The organism is Phormidium sp. FACHB-592 (genome assembly GCF_014695795.1).
In the GTDB taxonomy this organism is placed as follows: domain Bacteria; phylum Cyanobacteriota; class Cyanobacteriia; order Leptolyngbyales; family Leptolyngbyaceae; genus Stenomitos.
On the sequence record NZ_JACJOZ010000014.1, the window covers coordinates 1 to 21,291 of the forward strand.

Consider the following 21,291-nt stretch of genomic DNA (forward strand, 5'->3'; position numbering starts at 1 on the left):
TTTTTTTGTCGCGTTAGCCCCCATTTCTTGAGTGCTCGGCTAATTGTACTGGTACGAACCTGGAGTTGAGTTTGTTGCTGTAAGCGACTTGCCAGTTGTGGCAGTGTGGCATCCTTATCCGCTTGCATCAATTGTTCAAGCACTTGTAGATGCGGCGATTGTAAGGTTGGTTTGGAACCACCCACAGAGGCTTTAGGAGCAAGGCTATGGGTTTCACGTTCTTGCTTCAGCAGTCGGTGTACGCAGTCGGGGCTGGCAGCAAAGCGGTGTGCTCATTGACGGATTGAGCCTTCACCGTTGTTGTAAAGGTCTACATTTTTTTGGCGTAAGTCGCAGGCGTAAGGCCTCATAGAAGCAGGGGAAATAGAGCAATTCTGCATCTCATAAGTGTACTGAGCAAACTTGCACACCGCTATAAAGAACTCTATGATGGTTCTGCATTTGGCATGTCTCAAGCCGTGATTGAGACAGAAACGGGACTACTCTACATTTCTGGACAAGTGGACTGGAATCAACAATATGAGACGACAGAGAAATCTGTCGAAGGACAAACGAGGAGGGCGCTGCACAACCTCAAAATTGTTTTAGAGAATGCTGGAGCGTCAGTTGGTCAGCTATTGCATGTTCGCGTTTACGTTCGTGGCGAACTCGGCGAACACATGAATACCATTGCCCCGATTTTTTCTGAGTTTGTCGGTGAGTCTCGTCCTGCCGTGACTGGAATTGGAGTCGCTTCTCTGGCATCACCAGAGACTTTAGTGGAGATTGAAGCAGTAGCAAGTGTTAGATAGCCCAAGAATGAGGGTTCTCCTCGCCATATGTTTTTGTCCGATATTTAACCAACCGACACAAGATGTGAAACAGAATCCGATCGCTCAAGTTTTTGCTGCCCATCTCGCCTTAATTGGAACGGACATTTAAGCGTGGTCTGATCTCTTGGCTGAAGATGCGATCGTAGAATTTCCCTATGCTGCCGCTCTGGTTTCACTGAGCCGATTAGAAGGCAAACCTGCGATCTATACCCACATGAAGAACGCAGTCACACAATTGCAAAAATGGGTTTTTACCGATGTTCCTGCCTATCAAACGCTGCTTCCAAATGTTCTGTTTGCTGAATTTCATGGAGAAGCTGTGTTTGTGTGACGGGTCAGCCCTATCAGCAAGACTATGTAGTGCGGCTAGAAACCAAGCATGGAAAGATTATGCACTACCGCGAATACTGAAATCCGGTTCCAATACTTGAAATAGTGGGCGGAGCGGAACTGCTTTCTCATTGAACCCAAACGCATAGAGATTTCAGCCTCTATAGCAAAGAAATGACATGAGATGCTTCGGCGATCGTAGAAAATGATAAAGCTCTTGCAGGACATGAGTTTCAAGCAATAATCAACGAAATGACACTTATTTCTTCGGTAGTTCCACGAAATGACATTTATTCCTTGTCGAAGGTAAAGCTGCTTCAATGAAATAACACGTAATCATTCGGCAAACTTAGTAAGGCTTAAAACTGCTGATACGTAAAGGTTTTAGCTTCTAAACCAACGAAGTGACATTTATTTCTTCGGTGATCGCCACGGAACGTTGAAATCATTTCAGAGCAAAGGTTTCAAGCAACAACTTACGAAGTGACACTTATTTCTTCGGCAGCCCCACGAAATGACATTTATTTCTTCGATTTTTTTTCTAAAGATTGAGCGCTAAAAAACCTCAAAGCCTTATTCTGCTGGACTTTGAGGCGAAGGGCGGCTGTGACATTCCTTCCTTCGATTGTGACACTTATTCCTTCGCCCTACAAACGGGGTCAGTCAATTGGAGAAAAACACTTGCCCCCAAGGGAGCTAAAAGCGTGAGGGCAGAGGAACACTTGGAATTGCTTGACAACCTTTTCGTGGTTAGCAGAAAGATAGGTTAATGCGAGCAGCACGACTAGTCACAAACGCTCCTGAGCGGTCTCGAAACTTGGACAGACAGCCTAAAAACAGCGGTGCAGATCCTGTTGACTGAACTTGACTAAGCCCATCAGCCTGAGAAAGCGCTGATAAAAACTGCCTTCGCAACATCTTAGTTTCACATCACCTTATGTGAGCAGTATGTAAAAATACGGTGAAAATTTTCCTTTAGAAGGTATTAAGTACAGCTTTGCTTTATTATATGGAGAAGAAATTGTAAAGGAACGAGGTACTGTACTTTGTTCCTTTGATTCTTTAATAAAAGTCGGTCTGTATATACCGTCATGAGGAGGGGTTGAGAATACCACTTTTATACACGCTCATGACGTAAATTTTTCAACTATGTTTTATCGCGTCTGTAAAACCTGTTATCAAGCTAGGAAAGTGAGGTTCTAGCTAAATGAATCTGATGTAAATATTGAAAGGCTGTTTCGATAGTAAGTGTTGGAATTAACAGTATATCTACAACACTTGAACTGGAACTTGTAAGCCAATCTTGTAGGGATTGATTTCGTTCTGATAGCGGACAGCTTTCAAAGCTTCGATGAAACATCCAAACCTTTTGAGAAAATATTTACTGTCGAATGTGATGCACCAAACTTCATTCCTATCAGAAACCAAGGGCAACAGAAAAGCATCTGTAGTTAAACTGCCAATTCCAAAATCTAAAGAAGGTAGAGAATGCCTGCATATTCTCATGATGGGTCCGAGCTTGAGCCAGCAAGGTGGCATGGCAACAGTCGAAAATCTAATCATGGACAGAACTGCTGATGATATTCAAATCCGCCACATTACGACTCATGAGGAGGGGACAGTTCTTCATAGAATTTGGATATTCTGCTTGGCTCTTGCTATGCTTCTTCTGAATCTATTGAGAAATAGATGTGATTTAGTTCATCTACATGTTTCTGAAAGAGGTAGTGTTGTTAGAATATCTATCCTTATATTAATTGCGCGTTTTTTTCAGAAACCGGTTATTGTCCATGCTCATGGTTGCGAGTTCCACACTTTTTATAATTCGCTAACAGTCTTCTTTCAAAGATGTGTAAGTTTAGTCTTTAAACAATGTGCTTGTGTCTTTGTTCTATCTAAAAGCTGGCGAGATTATTACGTGTCTCAATGTGGTCTTTCACCAGAGAGAACAGTAGTTTTAACAAATCCAGTAGATTTTCCAACTACAGTTCCGGATCGAAGTGGCTTAGATAAAATTACCCTTCTTTTTCTTGGACGTGTTGGTCAACGTAAAGGAGCCTTTGATCTGCTCCAAGCGTTCTCAAAGCTCTCAAAAGAAGATAAAGAAAAATCTACTTTGATACTAGCAGGCGATGGTGAGCTTAATGCCGCATACGAAGTGGCAGAAAGCTTAGAAATCCAACCTTTTGTTTCTATACTAGGTTGGTTATCTCAAGCGAAGTGTAAGGACCTCCTTGCCCAAGCTGATATTTTTGTTTTGCCCTCCTATAACGAGGCTCTTCCTATGTCAATCTTGGAAGCGATGAGCTGGGGGCTTCCTATTATCAGTACACCTGTAGGGGGCATCCCAGAAATCATTATTCCTTACAAGACCGGAATTCTAGTAACTCCTGGTGACGTACAGGGAATTAAAGAGGCAATTCAGTTCTTTATAGAAAATGAAGAGCAGAGAATATCGATGGGGCTAGTTGCAAGAAACTGTGTGGCACCGCTTGCTATAGAAAACTATGCCTTACATCTTGCCAATGTTTATCGAAGAGCGATTGCTTCAAGAAAGTTGCAAACAACAGATTTTTTCTCAATGCCATCGATTAATTTGGACGAAGGTTAGGCTTACCTGGTTGAGCCTAGGTTATTTGTCCTCAACATCGAACTTAGTTTCCATTTTAGGATCTCCATATAGAATGCCACGTCCTCCTGTGCCAACGTATACTCGCCCAAAAAGGCTGCGATCGCCCTCCAAGAAGGTTATTAATCCCAGTTTTTGTTGATCAGTCGAAATTTTGATCCATTTTGCCCGAGCCGCATCTCCAGGTAGGTTCGTTGCATCATCTGAGCGAAATAAACCTTTGATGCTATTAATAGTTCCATAAACGAATACTGTTGGATTACGGCGACCTAGTGCTGCTTTGCCAAAAGCAACTTCATCTGCTGTTTGAACTTGAGCAAGTGGAGTAAATGTTAAGCCAGCATCACTGGATCGGTATAAATGATTTTTATGTATGCTTAACCATACTTCTCCTCGCATTTCAGGGGCTGCTTTAACTGAATGTAAGTGAAAATCTGGCAGCCGTGTTACGGTTTTTTGCCAACTTGCTCCACCATCTGTACTGCGGTAGAAGGCTCCCTGACTAGACGTATCGCTGTACTTGTAGAGGTAGAACAAATTACCATCAACCCGGTCTGAAGCGATCGATTGGTTAGCAAACCAGAGTTGTAGAGTTGTACGATTCGGTGCTCCTTGTACAGGGAGCCAGGTTTTTCCTCCATCTAGCGATCGCTGGGGGTATACATCCCCTTGAGGTGCCCAGTTGATTATGGGATACCCATTAGCTTGAAGCGTTGCCGAAACAGCAACTTTACCGTTAACAGCCCCGGATAGAGTCTTGCCAAAAGGCGTCCAGGTGCGTCCATTATTAGTGGAGTAAGCTGAGCGCCCTTGGCTGTCTTCCCTGCCTCCCTTCCCTGGTGAGCTGCCTACCCGTACAACAATATTGGGATTAGTTTCGGAAAAATCAATACCAGTTGTGTCACCAAATTTACCGCGATCGTAGGTTTGCGTGGGAATACTAGTCAAAGATTCGTGTCGAAATCCATCCATATCCGCAACACCACTTAATAATGATGCTCCTCCAGGTACCGGAGGACTCTTTACAACGAATGTAACCAATTCTTCTAAATTGGTCATGCACGCTGACCAATGAGATGGATTAGCAGTAATGTCATCGGTTCGCAGCACTCCAAACCCGTTTGTTAACCAGGCACGGTTAAGATGATGAGGATCAAGCACTAAACGTCCCATCAATGTGTACAAATGCCAATTAGGCCACCAGGATGGCGTTTGTACGCGCAGCTTAATTTGCTGCCATTGCCTGCCTCCATCCGTTGAACGATAAAGCCCTTCTGGAGAAAGCGGATACGTCGCAACAAGCAACTGGTTACGATTGCCGGAATCGACTGCGATCGCAGAGTAATTTTTGTTTGGAGAGGGGGTCATCTCAAACCAGCGACCATTCTCATACTTCCACACCCCGCCACGAGTATTTTTCTGAGTAGCAAAAAAGGTTGTGTACAGCGTCCCCTCTGCTGTTAAAGCTGCTTGCTGTGGGGAAGCATCAGGTGAGCCGATTAAACGTACCCAATTTGTGCCACCATTTGTACTGCGGTAAACTCCGCCACCCATGACACCCACATACAAAGTCTGAGATTTTTTCGGTGAGGACTGTTCGCTTTTACCAGAACGACGATCGAACACTACAAAAGCAATTCCGCCGTTTGTCCCTTTGTCCGAAAAGCTCTTGACCACTTGCCAAGACTTTGTTCCATCTATACTGCGATAAAGCCCATCAAGCCGCGAACCAAAATAAATAATCTGGCTGTTATTTGGATCAACGGCTAATCGTTCCCCAATCCAACGCCACTCTTCATTGCCCCCCATCCGTACGCGTGTACCAACGGGAGTGCTTAAATTTGTTGCAGTCCAGGTCTTACCACGATCAGTCGACTTCAACACCTCACCGTCTGAGTTGCGAGTATAAGCACCTGTCGCTGCATAAATCACGTTTGGGTTGTTCGGATCTAACGCAATACTCTCAATACTGTAACGATCGTGCTCCTGATCCAAGAGCTGTACCCAACTCGATGTACTTCCATTCCAACGGTAGATTCCTCCAACATCAGTGCGAGCGTAAATCAGGTCAGGTTCATGAGGATGAATAACTAAACCTGTGACGAAACCCATTCCAGCTATAGCAACATTGTTCCAGCTATACGGTTCACTTTGAGCAAGAGTAGCTGCTGAAGCAACGAGAGAGGAATTTAGCTGGGTTTTAAGAAGCTTAGAAGAGGAGGGACAGGGGTATGAGGACTGAGGACTGGTGCAGCCTATGAGATTAAATGTTACATAGGCAATCGCTAAGGCAATGATAATGTAGTAGTATCGCCGAGATAGGATTGCCATGCGATCGCCTCTTATTAAAGTTGATAGTACCAGTTGTACAGACTCAAATCTGAAGCGTCTTATTTTCGACAACTGTAACGATATCTTTCAGAGTTTGAGTAGCAGAAGTAGAAACTTTGACTGGTAGCAAACGTATTAGCATCAGCTTAGCAGTTAGTCTTTGAGCATACCTTCTCAATAAAATTTGAGGATAGTCACTTTACTAGTCGCCATCCATAAATACTTATTAAGCTTAGCTTTACTCCACCTTCGATCGCTCTCTAACCACTGAGGTAAAGCTATTGACGATAAATAACATAATCATATGAACCTTCGTAGCTAATTACTTTGGCTGGAATGCCTACAGCAACGGCTTTATCTGGTAGATCTTTGGTGACAACCGCATTTGCACCGATTGCAACGTCGTTGCCGATCGTAATAGCACCAAATAACTTAGCTCCAGGACCAATAAAGACACGATCGCCAATTTTTGGACAGCCACGCTTTTCTCCCCTACCACCAACCCCGATCGTAACTTCCTGGCTTAAGTTACAATTCTCGCCCATTAATACATCATCATTAATAAATATGCTTCCAAAATGCCCTATATAAAGACCCTTACCAATTTGAGCTTCGCAGGCAATACTGATTCCTGTTGTGATTTGAATTAGCTTATGCCAAATAAAACTGATTAGTTTTAGGATTTGGCGCAGCAGAGGAATATGAATATACTGACGTATCCAGTAGCTGAAGCGGTGCTCTGCCAAAGCCCATAAACCTTGCTCTGTTAGAACTAAGAATAGCCATGATTTCTGACGCAATACAACGTACCGATCGAGGTCTGCTCTAAATTTCTCAAACATTACAACAAGCTTTCTCTATAAAATTAGGCTCTGTTTTTGATAAAATTTAAGCTCATTGCCTGTGTCATTATCCAGCCAAAGCGACGGGTTGAGGGATAAAAAAAGCACAGAACATAGTCTGCAAGACTATAAGAAATCACTGTTGCCAACGCAGCCCCTACCTCTTTGTAAGGTGGGATTAACACAAAGTTAAGTAGTACATTCATAGCAGCGCCTACAATGGTAAAGGAAAAAGCAAACCAGGTAATACCTTCAGTCGTAATCCAAATTTCTTTTACATATCCCAAGAATAGAAACATTGAAGACCAAATGTGGATTGATAAAACCACTCCTGCTGGCTCATATGCTTGACCAAACACCAAAACTACGAAGGGTGTGGAAAGAAAGGTCATGGGAATTGCAATGCAATAAACTAATAATGCTTGTAAATTACACAGCTTTTGCAGCTTCCCGTAGTAGCTATCCTCACTTACTTTTTTAGCTGCAATAATAGATGGAGCCAGCGACTTCACAATTATTGTTGAGGCAAACGGCCAAAGTTCTGAAAGCCTTACTGCTGCTGAGTAAGTTCCTACTGACTGTGCTCCTGCTAACTGCCCAAGCATGATCTGATCTATTCGCATATAAATGACAATAGCAAAAGTAGAAAATATTAAAGGAAAACTAATCTGTATTAAATCTTTAGCTAGCTTCCAGTCAAATTGCCAAGCTAAAATATTATTTCCAGTTAATTGAAAGACAATAATGAACCCGAAAACATTTAGAAGACTTTCAATCACCACTAACCAGGCGAAGAATTCGATCGGTGCTTCTAGCTCAAGTAAAGCGACTCGTAATGCTGTAGCTACCACAAAAACGCTGTTTCTTGCCCAAATTGTGTACTTCACCTCAACTTGAGATTGAAACCAGAGTTCAATACCCACAAAGCCCCCTAAGAAAGAGCTTGTGGCTAAAATAATAACTAGTTTGCAGATTAGAGGATTACTTCTCTGTAATAAAATAATTGAGGCTACTGATAGAAAGAAAACAAAGATTCCAGCAATAAACTTGATCAGGAAAGAGGTTCCAATGATTTTCTCTTTGGCTTCAGGACTATTAACTAAATCTCGAAATGTAATCTGATCAGACGCAAGTTGAAATAGGGGCGAAAACATAGCCGCAAAAGCAAGTGCATAATTGAGTGAACCAAACTGGTCAACTCCTAGATAGCGCGCTGTCCAAGCTAAAGTTAGAAAGCCCACAGCCATGCGAAAAACTCGTTCTGCTGATAGCCAGCCAATGTTAGTAATAACTTTACGTTGGTCAGCACTATATTTGCGATGAATTACTGCTGCCAGTTTCTTCAGCATTGGTTGTAGAAGTAATAGATATGTAAGTACTGAGCAACAACAATGACTATAAATGGTATAGTCAACATTTGTATATCCTATTAAGGTGTCAATCGCATACAAACTGAACTTATTACAAATAGAGTCCGCAACGAGTTAAGTAATAGGAGATGGGTAGAGTCTTTCTAGGGGAGCCAAAATCAGTTTTTTAAGCATTCTACCGTTAGGAGACAGTGTTTTTTGGACCCGCTACGTATTTTCCCCATTATCCATAATATGAATTATGCTTCAAAGAGCAGTAAACGAAGAGATATCCTCCTTGCCTTCAAAAGTCTTCTCGCGTCGGTATGGTACAAAACACATTTTAAGTTGATGTCGCACCTAAGACATTGGGTAACATCTGTTCTCTTAACGAATAGGAAACAGGCTAAAATTTTCCCGAACCTCGTTAGTAAGTAGCTGTTCATTCATAGGAGCCATAACGGCTTTCTTAATACCTCGTAGCACTTCCTTAGGATTGCGTTTTAACTTAGCTAAAAGTGTTTCTTGCATTGAAACACTTTCTCCAGCACTATCTCGTACAAAGACAACTCCAGGGAACGGAAGTGGTTCAATAGGAGCACCCCTTTCTGCCAGATCTCCTTTAGCAAGGGGATGCCCACCTAGAAAACGGTCATACCCCGTTAATTCCTCATAAGGCAGCATTTTCTCTGGCAAGCTAAATAAACGATAGTTAATGATGTTGCATGTTCCACAGATTTTATGGAAATCCTTACGTCGGATAGAAATCTTGTGGCTTCCTTCTTCGTACTCATAGCCACTATTGACGTACCAACCATTGCTGTCTTTGTGCTGGCTAACAAATGCTGCAATTTGTTGACTAATACAATCATCTGCATCTACAGACATAACGTGGCTTGGTTGTAAATCCCTCACGGCTAAAAGTCCAGCAACAACGCGTTTTGCACGATCGTCAACCTTTGCCCCGTAATCAGCTTTAGGCGGAGGGAAATCAACTTCTAAATAAGTAACGTTAGGGTGCTCAAATGAGGTCTGTGGTCTTTCGTTACAAACTACAAGAACTTGAAAATCTGTTGACGTTTGATTGCAGACTGAACGTAAGCATCGATCAAAAAGCTTAGATAATGCTGGCCAAGAAGTAGCAGCTCTTTGACTTTTAACAGGAATAATAAACATTAACATAATCGAGAACCCTATACTATGGAAAATCATTAGAACGATAAAGCTTTGAGAAGCTCTTCAAAAATCAAGGATAGGACTGAAAGTGTAAGTGAAGCTTAGAGTAAAATCCCTCAGAACTAAGCCATTCCTTCCACATTTTTCTGCATTGTTGTTGTAACTCTATAAACTCTTCTGGTGAAAGACGTTGGTGGAACTGTGATACCTTCTTGGCTATTTGCGAAACTTCTGACTCTTCTACCCAAACACAATACTTCTTCCAATCTAAAGCAAAATCATACGGCAATGCGCAATCGGTATTAATCAGAATTGGAATTCGTCCGCAACAGAGAGTTTCAAATAAGCGATTTGAATAGTTGCCAGCACCGCGAGGACAGATAACATAGTCGCTATTAACAATATTTTCGACAAATTCAGTCCTGTGCTTATGCCTCGTTTCCATATTTTTTTCCGTTAAGAAAACCATGCGATCGTAAACGTCAAAGTTGGTTGCTACAAGTGGGCTATGCTCAAAAAGTGCCAAAAGTTTAGAACGTAATATGTGACCTTGTATAGGTGGGAATCCTAATCTTTGATGATGTAAGAGCATATGACCATAATAAGCGAGTTTTTTAAGCTGATTTGTTACTGATTTTGATTTAATACATCCAGAAAAACCAATTACTGGTTTATTTGATTTTTCGCGAATAGGAAGAGACCCATTCAGGTAATGTTCAACTAGATCTTCACAAAAAGAAGGCCAAACAAAATTTTTAGGCTGCTGGCGCGAACGGTAATAGGAATGGCGAAAAATATAAGTGTTTTCAATGCAGACCGCTTCATCTGAGCGATCGCTACCAAAAAAAATAATTAATGGTTTACCAGCCTGCTGGACTTTCTCTGCAAATTGCAAGTAAAGTTCTTTTGCTTCGTGGTTAACATTGGCATACCAGACTTCACCGACGACAGTTCTCCAATCATCAGGCATTATTGCGAAATCAGCTTCCTCTAATGAAGTCATTTCAAATAAATCTTGAGCAATCTGCATATAGGGCTCATGGAACTTCATCCAGGAATAGGCACCATCTTCTGCTAAGTGTTTCCAGAAAGGATATAGCATTGGATGAGGGCGTACTCCATCCTGCTTCAGTAAATAACGTTCATCTGAATGAATTTTTAATTTCATTCCCTTACTTAAAGAACTACCAATTTCTACGATCATAAATTATAGAGGGATTTTAACAACTTGTCATACTGTGCTACCGCTTTCTCAAGTGTAAATTCCTCTGCCCGTTTTTTGAGGTCTTCTCGATTCAGGGGATCTTGAAGCGTATCTGCCATAGCAAATGCCATCTCTTTAGGATTCCCTACAGGAACTAATCGACCATATTTTCCGTGCCCTAAAATCTCTGCTGGACCACTTTCACAATCTGTTGCCAAGACAGGAGTTCCTGCTGCCATTGCTTCTACTAAAACGTTGCCAAACCCCTCCCATGCGGATGAAAGGGCTACAATCTCTGCTTTTGCCATGTAGGCATAAGGGTTAGCAACAAACCCTGGAAACAAGACATTCTCCGAAAGCCCTAACTCTTGTACTAAATTTTCTAAATTAACTCGCTCTTCCCCTTCCCCTAAAATCATTAGACGAACGAACATATGTTGTTGCAGCTGAGCAAAAGCGCGAATTAAGGTAGAAAAATCTTTTTGCCTGGTTAATCGTCCTACACCTAAAATGACTGGCGGTTGCCCTGCTTGGAACCAAGGATGTTCCAATTCTTCTTGAAGCTTAAGCCGCAACTCTGCTGTCACAATTGGATTAAAGACTGCCTGGACTTTTTTGGGATCAAGCCCAAGATGAATAAGATCATCTGCTACCCCCTGAGAAACCGCAACAGTGTGATCAGCCAAAGGATAAAACAGTTTAACTAGCTGAGGCGTCATCCGACGCTTGAGCTGAGTAGCGTTCCGAGACTCACAAGAAAGATGGTTATGAACAGTAACAATTATTTTGGAAGAGACACCCGAAAACTTTTTAGCTAAAAGAGCAATAATATTTGTATCCTCTAAAGCAGATAACAATACTGAAGGTTTTGTCTGTTTCAAGTAGCGAATTAAGGCTGGCAGACTAAAAAGCAAACGAGAACTTTTCAACTTGACCAAGTTAATCTTGGATGACAATTGAGATAGGTAAGGACCTTCTGCTTTGACCAATACTAGGTCCACTTCCTTGCCTTCAGCAAGGAAACCATGAGCTAGATTAAGCATTACTCTTTCAGCCCCACCACCACTAAGATCCATTAGAAAAATTGATACTTTCATGAGTCGTTTGAATAATTAGTGATTCTACGCCTAAACTTTTGGCTGCATGGGCTGTATTCGATTATGCTGTTTTGTTGATAGAGCAACAGAAACTAGTAAAGCCCAAAAAATCGAATTCTGCTCAATAATCGTATTTTCGCTATAGTTATACATAAAAAAGAATGTGACGTAGTAGATTGGCCATAGCTCTAGTACCGTTTTACCTGAGCGTAAATAGCCAATGGCTCGCACATAGCTCACTGTAAGAATAGCTAAAAAGATAAATAGTCCTATTAAACCCAAATCTAGCGGTATGTTAATAAACCCGTTATGAGCATGAGGAGGCTTGTATCCTTCTGACAACCAGATGCTAGCAGCTCCTCCTCCATCACGCCAAAATCCCTGATAGCCGTATCCTAACCAAGGACGTTCAACAATTTTCTCAATTGCTGCTTCCCAGAGACCAGTTCGACCACTTAGGCTAGGGTCTCTCCCTATAGCAGTTAAAGAACTCTCCCAATTTGTCAGAATCAGTGTCGCAATACTTCCACTGATCACAATTACCATAATGGCAATAGGAACCGTAATAGTAGCCTTCCATCTCAACGCTTTGTAGAATGGTAAAAGAACTAAGACCATGAGCAATAGCAGTAAAGCTGTTTTGGAAGTTGTTATCAAAATCAACAGAAGGTTGATGCCAAAGCCTATCCATAAAACAGCTCTCCTTCTGGGAAACCCTAAGGCGTTAATCAAAAAGACAATTAATCCTAGAACGGCTATACGGGCAAGTAAGTTTTTCTGCGTGAAAGGTCCCCTAAACGCACCTGCATTAGCCCCTGTTTCTATAGCAGACCCTCGGAAAAGCAAACAAAAAATTAGTGAGAGGACAGCTACAATTCCGAAGACCCATGCGAGTATCTGTAACTGCTGCTTTAAGCGAAAACGCGAAGCAAAATATAAGCCAAAATAGCTGGTTTGAATCGTTGCAATTCCTTTACGGAGTGAGTCGTCAGGAAAATCTGACCAGAGGAATGAAACTACTGCCATTAATGGTAGAAACCAGATCAATAACTGTCCTTTCGCTGTGCGAAAAGAGCTTTTCCCGCGTGCTAGAAGTAAGAGAAGTGAAACTGCGTAAATAGTATATTGAAAAAGTGAATTAATAGAATCAAATGGATTGTATTCATCAGTAGAAACTGCTTTCGCATCAGGAGATACAAAAAGACTTGACCACCGCAAGATGCCAGTCAAAAAGACAAGAGAGAAGACAGTAAACCATTTTTCTATAAAATTTAGTGTTGGATTCATTTTTTGAAACCAAAGGTATTAAGACGATGACGTATAAAGCGGTAATAAACCACCTTTGTATATATTTTAGCTTTCTCCAAGTAATTTATTGTTGACATATAGGTATTAAGCAATTTTTGAGTAGCTGCCTCAATGCTTCCAATCTTCCAGTAAATACTGATACCCATTGCCACTAAATTATTAGAAAACTTAGATAGCTCCGGGAATTTTTCCTTCAACTGGCAAGCCGTCAGGATTTGAGTTTTGGCTCTTAATTTTTCAATGCCTGGCGTTAATGTGTAAGCATTATTTCCGTGTATCCTTTGACGGGCTAAAGGTTGAAAGGAAATAAATCCTTTGCTAATTCCTAAAGCCGCATATTTGATGTAATCATCACTTGTGATTCTAGTTTCTTCTGACATTGGCAGAATTCTTTCTAACAGCGATCGCCGGCAGCAAGTTCCAGAAGTTGCTATGTTTACCTCAAAAGGTAGGCTTCCTCTTAGCTTCCCCCTTAAAATATAGGGTCTTAAATCATATATTCCTGACAATTCTGACGAGACTGAATCTAACTCCTTTTGATCAAGCTGACTGCCAAATAACTCTAGAGTATGAAAGTACCAACCAATAGTTTTGTCTTGCTGAAAAGCATTAACAACTGCTGTCACTTTATCTACCTTAAATAGATCATCAGAATCTAGAAAACAAATAAAATCCCCTGTACTAGCTGCAAAGCCAGCATTGAAAGCAGAAGCCTGCCCTCCATTTTTCTTAAGGATAGGTTTAATACGATCGCCATAACTAGCAATAATTTCTCTAGAATTATCGGTCGAGCCGTCATCCACAACAATTACTTCGATTTCAGGATAGTTTTGGTTGAGGGCACTGTCAATTGCTTCCGCTATAAAATTTCCATAGTTGTAATTATTAATTAATATGCTAACAAGAGAGTTTTTGTCCATGATTTTATTAACTTTTTGACTTTAGAGAATTAGAAATATTCTGAAGCAGCTTTGCTAAAGAGCTAGAATTATCCTCGTGATACGATCTGCTACGGCGAAGATAGCTATTAGGCTCATTCTCTTCTATTACGCCATTAACTACTAAACCTAAAACCTCTTGATTAGATTGAGTTAATAGCTCGTTAGCTGCCGTTGCACTAGCAAGATCAATCGTACCTGGGCGAGCCACTAATAAAACGCCATCAACCATTTTCCCTAACGCTAAAACACCGGAAATTAGAATTAAAGGAGGGGTATCAAAGATGACAAGGTCATAAATCTGAGAAAACTCCTTTACTAATTTAGCCATTTGGCTAGAGTCAATAATGGCTAATGAATTGGGAGCAATTTTTCCGGCAGGAAGCACGTGAAGGTTCTCTTGAATTATCTCGATCGCTGTTTCTGAATCAATCTGCTTCATAACTAAATCGCTTAAGCCTACGGCATTCGTTATATTCCAAATATGGTGCTGAACAGGGTGATGTAAGTCGGCATCGATCAGTAAAACCTTCTTGCCTAACTGAGCAACAGAAAGCGCTAGGTTAGCAGAGACTGTAGACTTGCCTTCTTTAGAAACTGAACTCGTCACAACAATAGTCTTTAAAGGCTGGTCAGGTTTCAGAAATTTTAAGTTGGAGTGAAGCATTCGGTATGCTTCACTAACCAAACTTAGAGGGGCATCTTTGACAGGAAGCATTGCCTCATAGAGCTCTGAATCTTTATTTGAATTTTTTCGAGTAAAAGGGATCAAACCAAGCCAGGGATATTTAAACACCTCACGTATCTCTTTTACTGTTTTAACTGAGGAATCTGTTAAATCAATTACAAAAGCAGTTACTACATAAAGTAAGCTGCCAACTAAAAAACCACCGATAAGGATTAGTTTTTTCTTAGAAGCAGATGGTTGATTAGGAATAGTTGCTGCTGAAACTACACGAGCATTTCCCAGATTTTGACTCTCCGAAATTTGAACTTCTTGAAACCTCTTCACTAGAAGCTCATAATTTGATTTAATAGTCTCAACTCTACGTTCTAATCCTTGTAACTCTTGCTCTACTTGCGGCAGCATATTTGCACGCTGCTGGTAGGCTCTCTGGGAACTAGACAAGGAATTTAGCTCATTAATTAAACCTAAACGTGCTACCTCATTATTGACAAAGCTCTCAATCAACGTGTCAAGTAATGCTGGTGTAGTAGATTCATTGCTTTGCAAATTTACTTGAGGAATGCGACCCTGATCTCCAACAACCTCTTTAATTCGCTCTTGTAGTAATGCTTTGAGCGATGCCTGTTTTGCTTGCAAACTAGTAATGACAGGATTAGACTCTTGATAGCGAGAGCGTTGAATAGCTAGTTGTGATTCTAACTGCTGTAGATCAATAAATGCCTTCTGAACACCTGAAGACTGGCGAAGCGAACTTAAAATTACTGCATTTTCTGAGTTGAACCCTAACCGTGCGGAAATAGCAGCGATTTGGGCTGATGTGTTGGCTAGCCGAGCTTGTGCCATTGAAATTTGGCTGTTGAATGCCGCTATTGAAGTAACAACTGAGTCTGATTCGGCTTTTAAGCCAACAACATTATTCTGCTCCTTAAAGTTACGTAGATTAATCTCTGCTTGCCGTAATTCTGCTTCGGTTTTAGGAAGCTGCTGTGCAATAAACTCGCGAGCCGCTGTGGTTTCAGTTCGATTAACAAGGACGTTACTATCTAAGTATGCTTTGATCAGTTGGTTGACAAAAGCCGCTGCCTCCTTAGGATCGGCGCTTTTATAGGACACTAACAAAACATCAGTGCCTTTAATTCCCTTTGCTGTCAGATTCTTTAAAGCTTTTTCTGGTTCAACCGGCTTTCCTTCTTTATCCCTCAGATCTAACTCTGTAATCGTTTTTTCAATTAAAGGAAGCGAGCGAAGTACTTCTGCTTCTGTATCGATTGGCGTATTTTGCTGACTGAGCGATTCCAATTCACCAACTTTTCCGGCACCTTCTGTCAGGAGTGCAGCCGTTGTATCTCTTTTCCTGAACAGAATCTTACCTGACGCTTCGTATCCAGGTTTTTGTAAAGCTACAACGATCGCTGTTAGTAAGAGAACAACTACGAAAACGCTTCCGGCAGGTACCCAGCGACGTTTTAAGATGAGCCAGTATTTACCAAAATCAATATCTTCTGGGTAAGACTGCGCTTCCATTGGCATGTGCTCTTGGAGATGAGGGACGGTAAATGCCTATACTCTATCAAGCTACCGAGACTCTACCTAAGGATTTACTTAACCTTTAGAGAGATTTTATTAAATGGTTGCTTCTTCTGTACAATGACTTTTTATTTGTTGTGGAGACGTCTTAGTGTCGTTAAAACAGCAAAGCTAAACCAAGCTGGCTTTTCCACCTAAAGTCAGTTTGGCAATCCTCATAGATTGAGGCGGTCACAGAGCAAACTCTCTCTGCAAACCTGCGACAGTGAGGGTTTTGCTCAGCGACATAAATTTGTCTGGATGTCATTTAATTTGGCACTGTATAAAGGGTCCTTTTTTCATAGTGATCAGAGCACAAGTGATTGCCCCTAATTTTTTGTCTTCCTAGTTCATTAACTATTAAGGAGAAGTTAATGGGTTAGAGGAGAGGCTGGAAAGTTTGCTGAGAAGGGCTTTGAGTGTGGTGCGGTTGAGACGGACTAAAATTGGGGGCGGCTTACTGAATAAGTATTTAGGCTGAAATGCAGGAAAGTTAATCAAACTGAAGGGCGATCTCGATGCCGTTTTCCAAGGGGCAAAATCCTAACTATCCCACTGCTGGCTCCACGACTGCGATCAGCCGCATCAAGAAAATTCTGACCGACCGTCCCCGCAATTTATGCCTGTTCACGTTGGGGATTAACACCGCCTACCGTGCCAATGAGTTGCTATCACTTAAGGTCGGACAGGTGAAGAATCTGCAAGCCAGGGATGTGAGCGCAAGACGTACAAGTACCGCCCCATGACGCTAAATGCTACAGCCGTCGCGTCAATACAAGCCTGGTTAGCGATTGGTGACCTGAAGGTAGACGATTACCTCTTCATAGGACAACGCGGTCGTCTGACAGTGGAAATAATGAGTACGCGGATGAAGACCTGGTGCCAGGATGTCGGGCTGAAGGGCAGCTATGGCAGTCATACCCTACGGAAGACCTGAGGCTATTGGCAGCACCTGGAGCGGGGTATAGCCATTCCCCTGTTGATGGAAGCCTTGGGCAGGCGACGCAGCAGTAAACGCTGGCGTACCTGGGCATCCAATCGAATGAGATTGCCGCCATCTATGAGCTGGAACTGTGAGCCATTCGACCTGATTTGCATCGAAAATGACCTTTGGTCAGCAGATTGGCAAAAGACATCTTGCCCACTGTGCGTCTGAGCTTGATAGGGGCTTCAAGCAAGGTATACTACAGATATGCTACAACTTGTACGAAATCAATTGCTCACTTGCTGTAGTTGGTTACAGGCTCTCAACCATCTCAAAGGTGCTTATGCCAGCACTTACTCAACCAAGCTCCACATCTCGCTCCTATGCAGATGAAACGGACTTACAAGCGATCACCGATCTGATGAACGCCTGTGAGGTCGTTGACCAGTTAGACCAAGGAACCTCTGTCGAAGAACTGCGGCGCGACTTTGCTGACCCAGACTTTGACCTGACCCGTCATCTCCAGTTGTGGGTGAATGCTCAAGGACAGTTAGTTGGGTATGGTCGCCTCTGGATGCTACCTGCTGGTGATACTCAAGACGGGTTTCTAAGCTTTATGGTGCATCCAGAGGTCAGAAGCCAGGGGCTTGAAGATCAGATTTTGGCTTGGGCTGAAGACCAGTTACGGGAACAGAGCCAAGCCAGTGGCTTACCAGCAAACCTGCGGACTGGTGTTCGCGAGCAGCAGTCCGACCGGATGGCCTTCCTTGAAACGCACGGCTTCCGCATTATGCGCTATTTCTATCGGATGGCGCGTCCACTCGCCATAGCGATCCCGACCCCACAACTACCGCCAGGGTATCGAGTGCAATCGCTCGCACCGAGCCAAGTCGAAGCGTGGGTTGAGATGTTTAATCAAACCTTTATTGACCACTGGAACTTCCACCCTCTCACTGTGGAACAGCGACAGTATTGGCTATCAGACCCTGACTATGAGGCTGGTTTAGATTTGGTGGCACTTGCCCCCGATGGCACGTTTGCGGCTTTCTGCTTCGGCTATCTCTCTAACCAGAACAACAGGCGCACGGGACGCCATGAAGGTTGGATTGCTGATTTGGGTACTCGGCGTGGGTTTCGGCAACAGGGCTTAGGTCGGGCAATGCTGTTAACTGGAATGCAACAACTAAAGGCAAAGGGGGTTGATACAGCCCTGCTAGGCGTCGATACCGAAAATCCCTCAGGCGCTTTACGGCTCTACAAGTCCGTCGGCTTCCACCAGATCTTTACTAGCCTTGCTTACTGCAAAGCGCTGTCTGGTTAAAGCAAATGCACTCGATCGCGGCTCTAGCAAGTTGTCTCTATCCTTTGCTAGTTTGAGACTTAAGGGCTAGAGGCGGCTGCAATGATAGGCAGTACTGCCTCAAGGTCTAACGTGATAGTGAACGCTTGGAGCAGTCGACAAGTCTCAAAACGCATTGGCATAAGATAAGTCAGTGAGAGTGCTTCCGTCCATGCCTGACCTCGGAGAGTGCACGCTCGTAAGCAGCTTCCTGTGCTTGCACGAAGCAGTTCAGGTGATACAAGTCGCCCGTATGACTAGCTTGGCTCATGTTTACCCTAAAGCTTTCCTAGCGTCTGTTGTAGAGTGAAGAAATAAGTGACAAGAACGAAGCACTATTTGTCAAGGTCATCTGATGCCCTGAATTCATCTTCTTGGGGTTTGAAGCTTCTCTAAAAAACTCTGTAGCTGAGACGAGCAGCAAGAGCAAACCTTGATGTAGCAATACATTTTTTCTAGTGAGAATTAGCAAAGAGTCAAAATCGCTCATCGTGACATTTAGTTCTTCGTCAAGGACACTTATTTCTTCACCCTACACCTGGTGTACAGGTTGAACACTGTGATGCCTCAAAATGTTCTATTGCCAAGAAAAGGCAGGTTTCCACTGTTAACCGTTTAAACGTTAGGCAGTCTACTTGGAAGGAATTTTTCCTGCAGATTCTACAAACACTTCCTAATCAATTACAAACAAATCCAAATTCTGAGGTTATTAACCCAAATTCTGAGGTTATTAACGATGTTGAGTAATGATGAGTTTGAGGCATGGTGTTGTCGTCTTCATCTATCAGATGAAGCCATAGAAGGGATTCAGCGTATTCACAACTCACCACCCTCCCGATTAATCAGTGGTAGTAAAAAAGCTATTTCTGGTCGCTATCCAAGCAGAAAGATTAAGCAAGCCACCGAATTTGAGTCACATCAGAAAGAAATTGCTCATCCCTTTGAGTACAAAGTTGATGATAAGTAAGTTTGAATCTTGAGACTCACTAGCAATGTTGACTGAAGCAGAATTTGAAGATTGGTGCCGTAGCAATAATCTCTCAGATGAAGCCATAAAAGAGATTCAGGGTGTTCGCAGCTCACCACCGTCACGATTGATTGATGGTGGCAAAAAAGTGTTTCTGGTCGTTATCCAAGCCAGAAAATGGGATGCACTATCCAGTTCGAGTCCCATAGAAATAAACTAGCGCACATTTATAGATATGAATTTGATGATAATGTTCTCGAGTATTGGGATCAATCGCCTACTTTTCATTTAGATTATTCAAGTAAGTCGGGACGTCCAACCTATCACCTACATACATGTGACTTTTTCGTAATTCGGAGAAAGAGTGCAGGTTGGGAGGAGCATAAAACCGAAAAAGATTTACTGAATTTAGCAGAAAGTAGCCCATATCGGTGGAAACGAGAAGATGAAGACACTTGGCGCAGTCCACCCGGTGAGGAGTACGCACAAAAGTTTGGTTTGTACTATGTGGTGCGATCGTCTGCTGAAATTAACTCAGTATTGGTTCGCAACTTTGAGTGGCTTGAAGATTATTTCTTTTCTAATAAGCCTTTGAAAGTTGATGAGGAAATAACTCTCACTATTCAAAATCTGGTTCAGGCTAATCCCGGAATTACTCTTGCCGAGATTCGCCAACAGGTGAAGCGCACCACCGCTGACGACTTGCATATTCTAATTGCAACAAGAAAGGTCTTTGTTGACCTCGATGTCTATCTTTTGCCTCAACCTGAAAAAGTTGAAGTTTTTTTAGACGAGAAAACTTACACGGCATATAAACTGGTCAGGAGGATTGAACCATATCCTACCTTTAATCGAGTATGGGTCATATTCGCCGCAGAGCGGCGGCGAAACGTCAAGCTTGCAATCCGACTCCTTGGGGTCGGGAGTAAATCTGCTTCCATACCCCGTCTGCTTGCAGCGGGTTCTTGATTGCATGAAGTGGCTTGGCTCTGCTACAAGTGAACAGTGTGAACTGTTGTCAGAACACGAATTAAAGTGGTTGGTTTGGGTTGCAACTGTAGTTGGAGAATTAATCTCTGCTGCCTCTGGCTTAGAAAGCATGCCTGAAAGAGGGCAAATTTCTCGCTCTTTGAGGACTTACGTGAATCTCACAACTAAAGGTAATGTTGCAGAGTTTGCCCGCCAAATACAGATGCCTCGCAACACCGTTTGGTTGTGGCATGAAGGCAAAAATTAACCTCAGCTAGAAGCTTTATTGAAGATTTGTTACTGCCTTGATGTATCAATACTTGAGTTCTTATTGGAAGAACCGACTAAAGGTAATCTAGGAATTCTACGCTCACCATTCCCAAGTTCAAACAATTCAAGAGCTAAAGCAAGAAAAATTGATTTGAAGCAGTTGGAGCAGAAACTTAATGCTTTGCTTCTAAATCCTGAATATCCACCGCCATCGATGGAAGAAGCTGCTAGGCAATTGGGATACGCCTGTCGAACAATCTTCAGGCATTTCCCAGAACTGTGTAATTCTATTTCTGCTAGATACTTGAGCTATAGAAAAGAAGCCAAATCAAGAGCGATCAAGCAATGTTGCTATGAGGTGAAGCAAACAGTTGCCGAGTTGCGTAATCAGGGATTAACTCCATCAGAAGGGCGCGTTGCAGAACTCATAACCAGACCGGGTTACTTACGTTACGAAGCAGTGAGAAAGGCCTTGAGGCAAGCGAGACTTGAAATTGAGTTGTAGAAGCCCCCAAGGGAGTATCTCAATTTCAAGCTTAAGTTGAATGGCA

The 21,291-nt window shown here is 42.5% G+C and carries 19 protein-coding genes; 9 read left to right on the forward strand and 10 right to left on the reverse strand.

Annotation, left to right across the window (positions count from 1 at the left end; translation table 11 throughout):
• A partial coding sequence (locus tag H6F86_RS02925) for a hypothetical protein (protein ID WP_190446619.1) occupies positions 1 to 185 on the reverse strand: 185 nt, incomplete at its 3' end.
• A gap of 261 nt (positions 186 to 446) precedes the next feature.
• Here H6F86_RS02925 and H6F86_RS02930 point away from each other — a divergent pair.
• From H6F86_RS02930 to H6F86_RS02940, 3 genes are all read left to right on the forward strand, one after another.
• Positions 447 to 791 carry a RidA family protein gene (locus H6F86_RS02930; protein WP_190446620.1) on the forward strand — a complete coding sequence of 115 codons (345 nt, stop codon included), beginning with the start codon at positions 447 to 449 and terminating at the stop codon, positions 789 to 791.
• Between the two features lie 145 nt (positions 792 to 936).
• Complete coding sequence (locus tag H6F86_RS31440; protein WP_199304983.1) at positions 937 to 1,143, forward strand: hypothetical protein; 207 nt, start codon at positions 937 to 939, stop codon at positions 1,141 to 1,143.
• Positions 1,144 to 2,493: 1,350 nt separating this feature from the next.
• Positions 2,494 to 3,753 carry a glycosyltransferase family 4 protein gene (locus H6F86_RS02940; protein WP_190446621.1) on the forward strand — a complete coding sequence of 420 codons (1,260 nt, stop codon included), beginning with the start codon at positions 2,494 to 2,496 and terminating at the stop codon, positions 3,751 to 3,753.
• 21 nt (positions 3,754 to 3,774) lie between these two features.
• On the opposite strand, the gene H6F86_RS02945 is transcribed toward H6F86_RS02940, so the two are convergent.
• From H6F86_RS02945 to H6F86_RS02985, 9 genes are all read right to left on the reverse strand, one after another.
• The gene (locus H6F86_RS02945) at positions 3,775 to 6,102 is read right to left on the reverse strand and encodes a sialidase family protein (RefSeq protein WP_190446622.1); all 2,328 of its coding nucleotides are present in this window, start codon (positions 6,100 to 6,102) and stop codon (positions 3,775 to 3,777) included.
• 278 nt (positions 6,103 to 6,380) lie between these two features.
• Positions 6,381 to 6,944: a serine O-acetyltransferase gene (locus H6F86_RS02950; RefSeq protein WP_190446623.1), complete on the reverse strand. Its 564-nt coding sequence runs from the start codon at positions 6,942 to 6,944 to the stop codon at positions 6,381 to 6,383.
• Positions 6,945 to 6,967: 23 nt separating this feature from the next.
• Entirely contained in the window at positions 6,968 to 8,293 is a 1,326-nt protein-coding gene (locus tag H6F86_RS02955; protein ID WP_190446624.1) for a flippase, read from the reverse strand.
• Positions 8,294 to 8,680: 387 nt separating this feature from the next.
• A complete protein-coding gene (locus tag H6F86_RS02960) occupies positions 8,681 to 9,475 on the reverse strand; it encodes a glycosyltransferase family A protein (RefSeq protein ID WP_190446625.1) in 795 nt (264 codons plus the stop codon).
• Positions 9,476 to 9,539: 64 nt separating this feature from the next.
• A complete protein-coding gene (locus tag H6F86_RS02965; RefSeq protein WP_190446626.1) occupies positions 9,540 to 10,673 on the reverse strand; it encodes an exostosin family protein in 1,134 nt (377 codons plus the stop codon).
• Positions 10,670 to 11,770 (reverse strand): glycosyltransferase, encoded by a 1,101-nt coding sequence (locus H6F86_RS02970; protein ID WP_190446627.1) that lies wholly within the window; start codon positions 11,768 to 11,770, stop codon positions 10,670 to 10,672. Before H6F86_RS02970 ends, H6F86_RS02965 begins: the two co-directional genes overlap by 4 nt.
• A gap of 30 nt (positions 11,771 to 11,800) precedes the next feature.
• Positions 11,801 to 13,057, reverse strand: coding sequence for an O-antigen ligase (locus H6F86_RS02975; protein WP_190446628.1), 1,257 nt, complete (start codon positions 13,055 to 13,057; stop codon positions 11,801 to 11,803).
• Positions 13,054 to 13,998, reverse strand: coding sequence for a glycosyltransferase (locus H6F86_RS02980; RefSeq protein ID WP_190446629.1), 945 nt, complete (start codon positions 13,996 to 13,998; stop codon positions 13,054 to 13,056). Before H6F86_RS02980 ends, H6F86_RS02975 begins: the two co-directional genes overlap by 4 nt.
• A gap of 7 nt (positions 13,999 to 14,005) precedes the next feature.
• Entirely contained in the window at positions 14,006 to 16,228 is a 2,223-nt protein-coding gene (locus tag H6F86_RS02985; protein ID WP_190446630.1) for a polysaccharide biosynthesis tyrosine autokinase, read from the reverse strand.
• Positions 16,229 to 16,788: 560 nt separating this feature from the next.
• Here H6F86_RS02985 and H6F86_RS31445 point away from each other — a divergent pair.
• The 6 genes from H6F86_RS31445 to H6F86_RS03020 all read left to right on the forward strand — a co-directional run bounded on the left by H6F86_RS31445 (position 16,789) and on the right by H6F86_RS03020 (position 21,245).
• Complete coding sequence (locus H6F86_RS31445; RefSeq protein WP_199304985.1) at positions 16,789 to 17,016, forward strand: hypothetical protein; 228 nt, start codon at positions 16,789 to 16,791, stop codon at positions 17,014 to 17,016.
• Positions 17,013 to 17,207 (forward strand): hypothetical protein, encoded by a 195-nt coding sequence (locus H6F86_RS31450; protein ID WP_199304987.1) that lies wholly within the window; start codon positions 17,013 to 17,015, stop codon positions 17,205 to 17,207. The genes H6F86_RS31445 and H6F86_RS31450 overlap by 4 nt, the downstream gene beginning before the upstream one ends.
• A gap of 331 nt (positions 17,208 to 17,538) precedes the next feature.
• Positions 17,539 to 18,516: a GNAT family N-acetyltransferase gene (locus tag H6F86_RS02995; protein WP_190446631.1), complete on the forward strand. Its 978-nt coding sequence runs from the start codon at positions 17,539 to 17,541 to the stop codon at positions 18,514 to 18,516.
• Between the two features lie 754 nt (positions 18,517 to 19,270).
• On the forward strand, positions 19,271 to 19,501 hold the full coding sequence (locus H6F86_RS03005) for a hypothetical protein (RefSeq protein WP_190446633.1): 231 nt from the start codon (positions 19,271 to 19,273) through the stop codon (positions 19,499 to 19,501).
• Between the two features lie 177 nt (positions 19,502 to 19,678).
• Positions 19,679 to 20,470 (forward strand): TnsA endonuclease C-terminal domain-containing protein, encoded by a 792-nt coding sequence (locus H6F86_RS03010; protein ID WP_190446634.1) that lies wholly within the window; start codon positions 19,679 to 19,681, stop codon positions 20,468 to 20,470.
• A gap of 331 nt (positions 20,471 to 20,801) precedes the next feature.
• The gene (locus H6F86_RS03020) at positions 20,802 to 21,245 is read left to right on the forward strand and encodes a hypothetical protein (RefSeq protein WP_190446636.1); all 444 of its coding nucleotides are present in this window, start codon (positions 20,802 to 20,804) and stop codon (positions 21,243 to 21,245) included.
• Positions 21,246 to 21,291: the final 46 nt, after the last annotated feature.

Excerpts from the sequence above, each read along its gene's own strand:
- H6F86_RS02930 (WP_190446620.1), top strand. The coding sequence starts at position 447 with ATGTCTCAAGCCGTGATTGAGACAGAAACGGGACTACTCTACATTTCT.
- H6F86_RS02940 (WP_190446621.1), top strand. The coding sequence starts at position 2,494 with ATGAAACATCCAAACCTTTTGAGAAAATATTTACTGTCGAATGTGATG.
- H6F86_RS02945 (WP_190446622.1), bottom strand. The coding sequence starts at position 6,102 with ATGGCAATCCTATCTCGGCGATACTACTACATTATCATTGCCTTAGCG.
- H6F86_RS02950 (WP_190446623.1), bottom strand. The coding sequence starts at position 6,944 with ATGTTTGAGAAATTTAGAGCAGACCTCGATCGGTACGTTGTATTGCGT.
- H6F86_RS02955 (WP_190446624.1), bottom strand. The coding sequence starts at position 8,293 with ATGCTGAAGAAACTGGCAGCAGTAATTCATCGCAAATATAGTGCTGAC.
- H6F86_RS02960 (WP_190446625.1), bottom strand. The coding sequence starts at position 9,475 with ATGTTAATGTTTATTATTCCTGTTAAAAGTCAAAGAGCTGCTACTTCT.
- H6F86_RS02965 (WP_190446626.1), bottom strand. The coding sequence starts at position 10,673 with ATGATCGTAGAAATTGGTAGTTCTTTAAGTAAGGGAATGAAATTAAAA.
- H6F86_RS02970 (WP_190446627.1), bottom strand. The coding sequence starts at position 11,770 with ATGAAAGTATCAATTTTTCTAATGGATCTTAGTGGTGGTGGGGCTGAA.
- H6F86_RS02975 (WP_190446628.1), bottom strand. The coding sequence starts at position 13,057 with ATGAATCCAACACTAAATTTTATAGAAAAATGGTTTACTGTCTTCTCT.
- H6F86_RS02980 (WP_190446629.1), bottom strand. The coding sequence starts at position 13,998 with ATGGACAAAAACTCTCTTGTTAGCATATTAATTAATAATTACAACTAT.
- H6F86_RS02985 (WP_190446630.1), bottom strand. The coding sequence starts at position 16,228 with ATGGAAGCGCAGTCTTACCCAGAAGATATTGATTTTGGTAAATACTGG.
- H6F86_RS31445 (WP_199304985.1), top strand. The coding sequence starts at position 16,789 with ATGCCGTTTTCCAAGGGGCAAAATCCTAACTATCCCACTGCTGGCTCC.
- H6F86_RS31450 (WP_199304987.1), top strand. The coding sequence starts at position 17,013 with ATGACGCTAAATGCTACAGCCGTCGCGTCAATACAAGCCTGGTTAGCG.
- H6F86_RS02995 (WP_190446631.1), top strand. The coding sequence starts at position 17,539 with ATGCCAGCACTTACTCAACCAAGCTCCACATCTCGCTCCTATGCAGAT.
- H6F86_RS03005 (WP_190446633.1), top strand. The coding sequence starts at position 19,271 with ATGTTGAGTAATGATGAGTTTGAGGCATGGTGTTGTCGTCTTCATCTA.
- H6F86_RS03010 (WP_190446634.1), top strand. The coding sequence starts at position 19,679 with ATGGGATGCACTATCCAGTTCGAGTCCCATAGAAATAAACTAGCGCAC.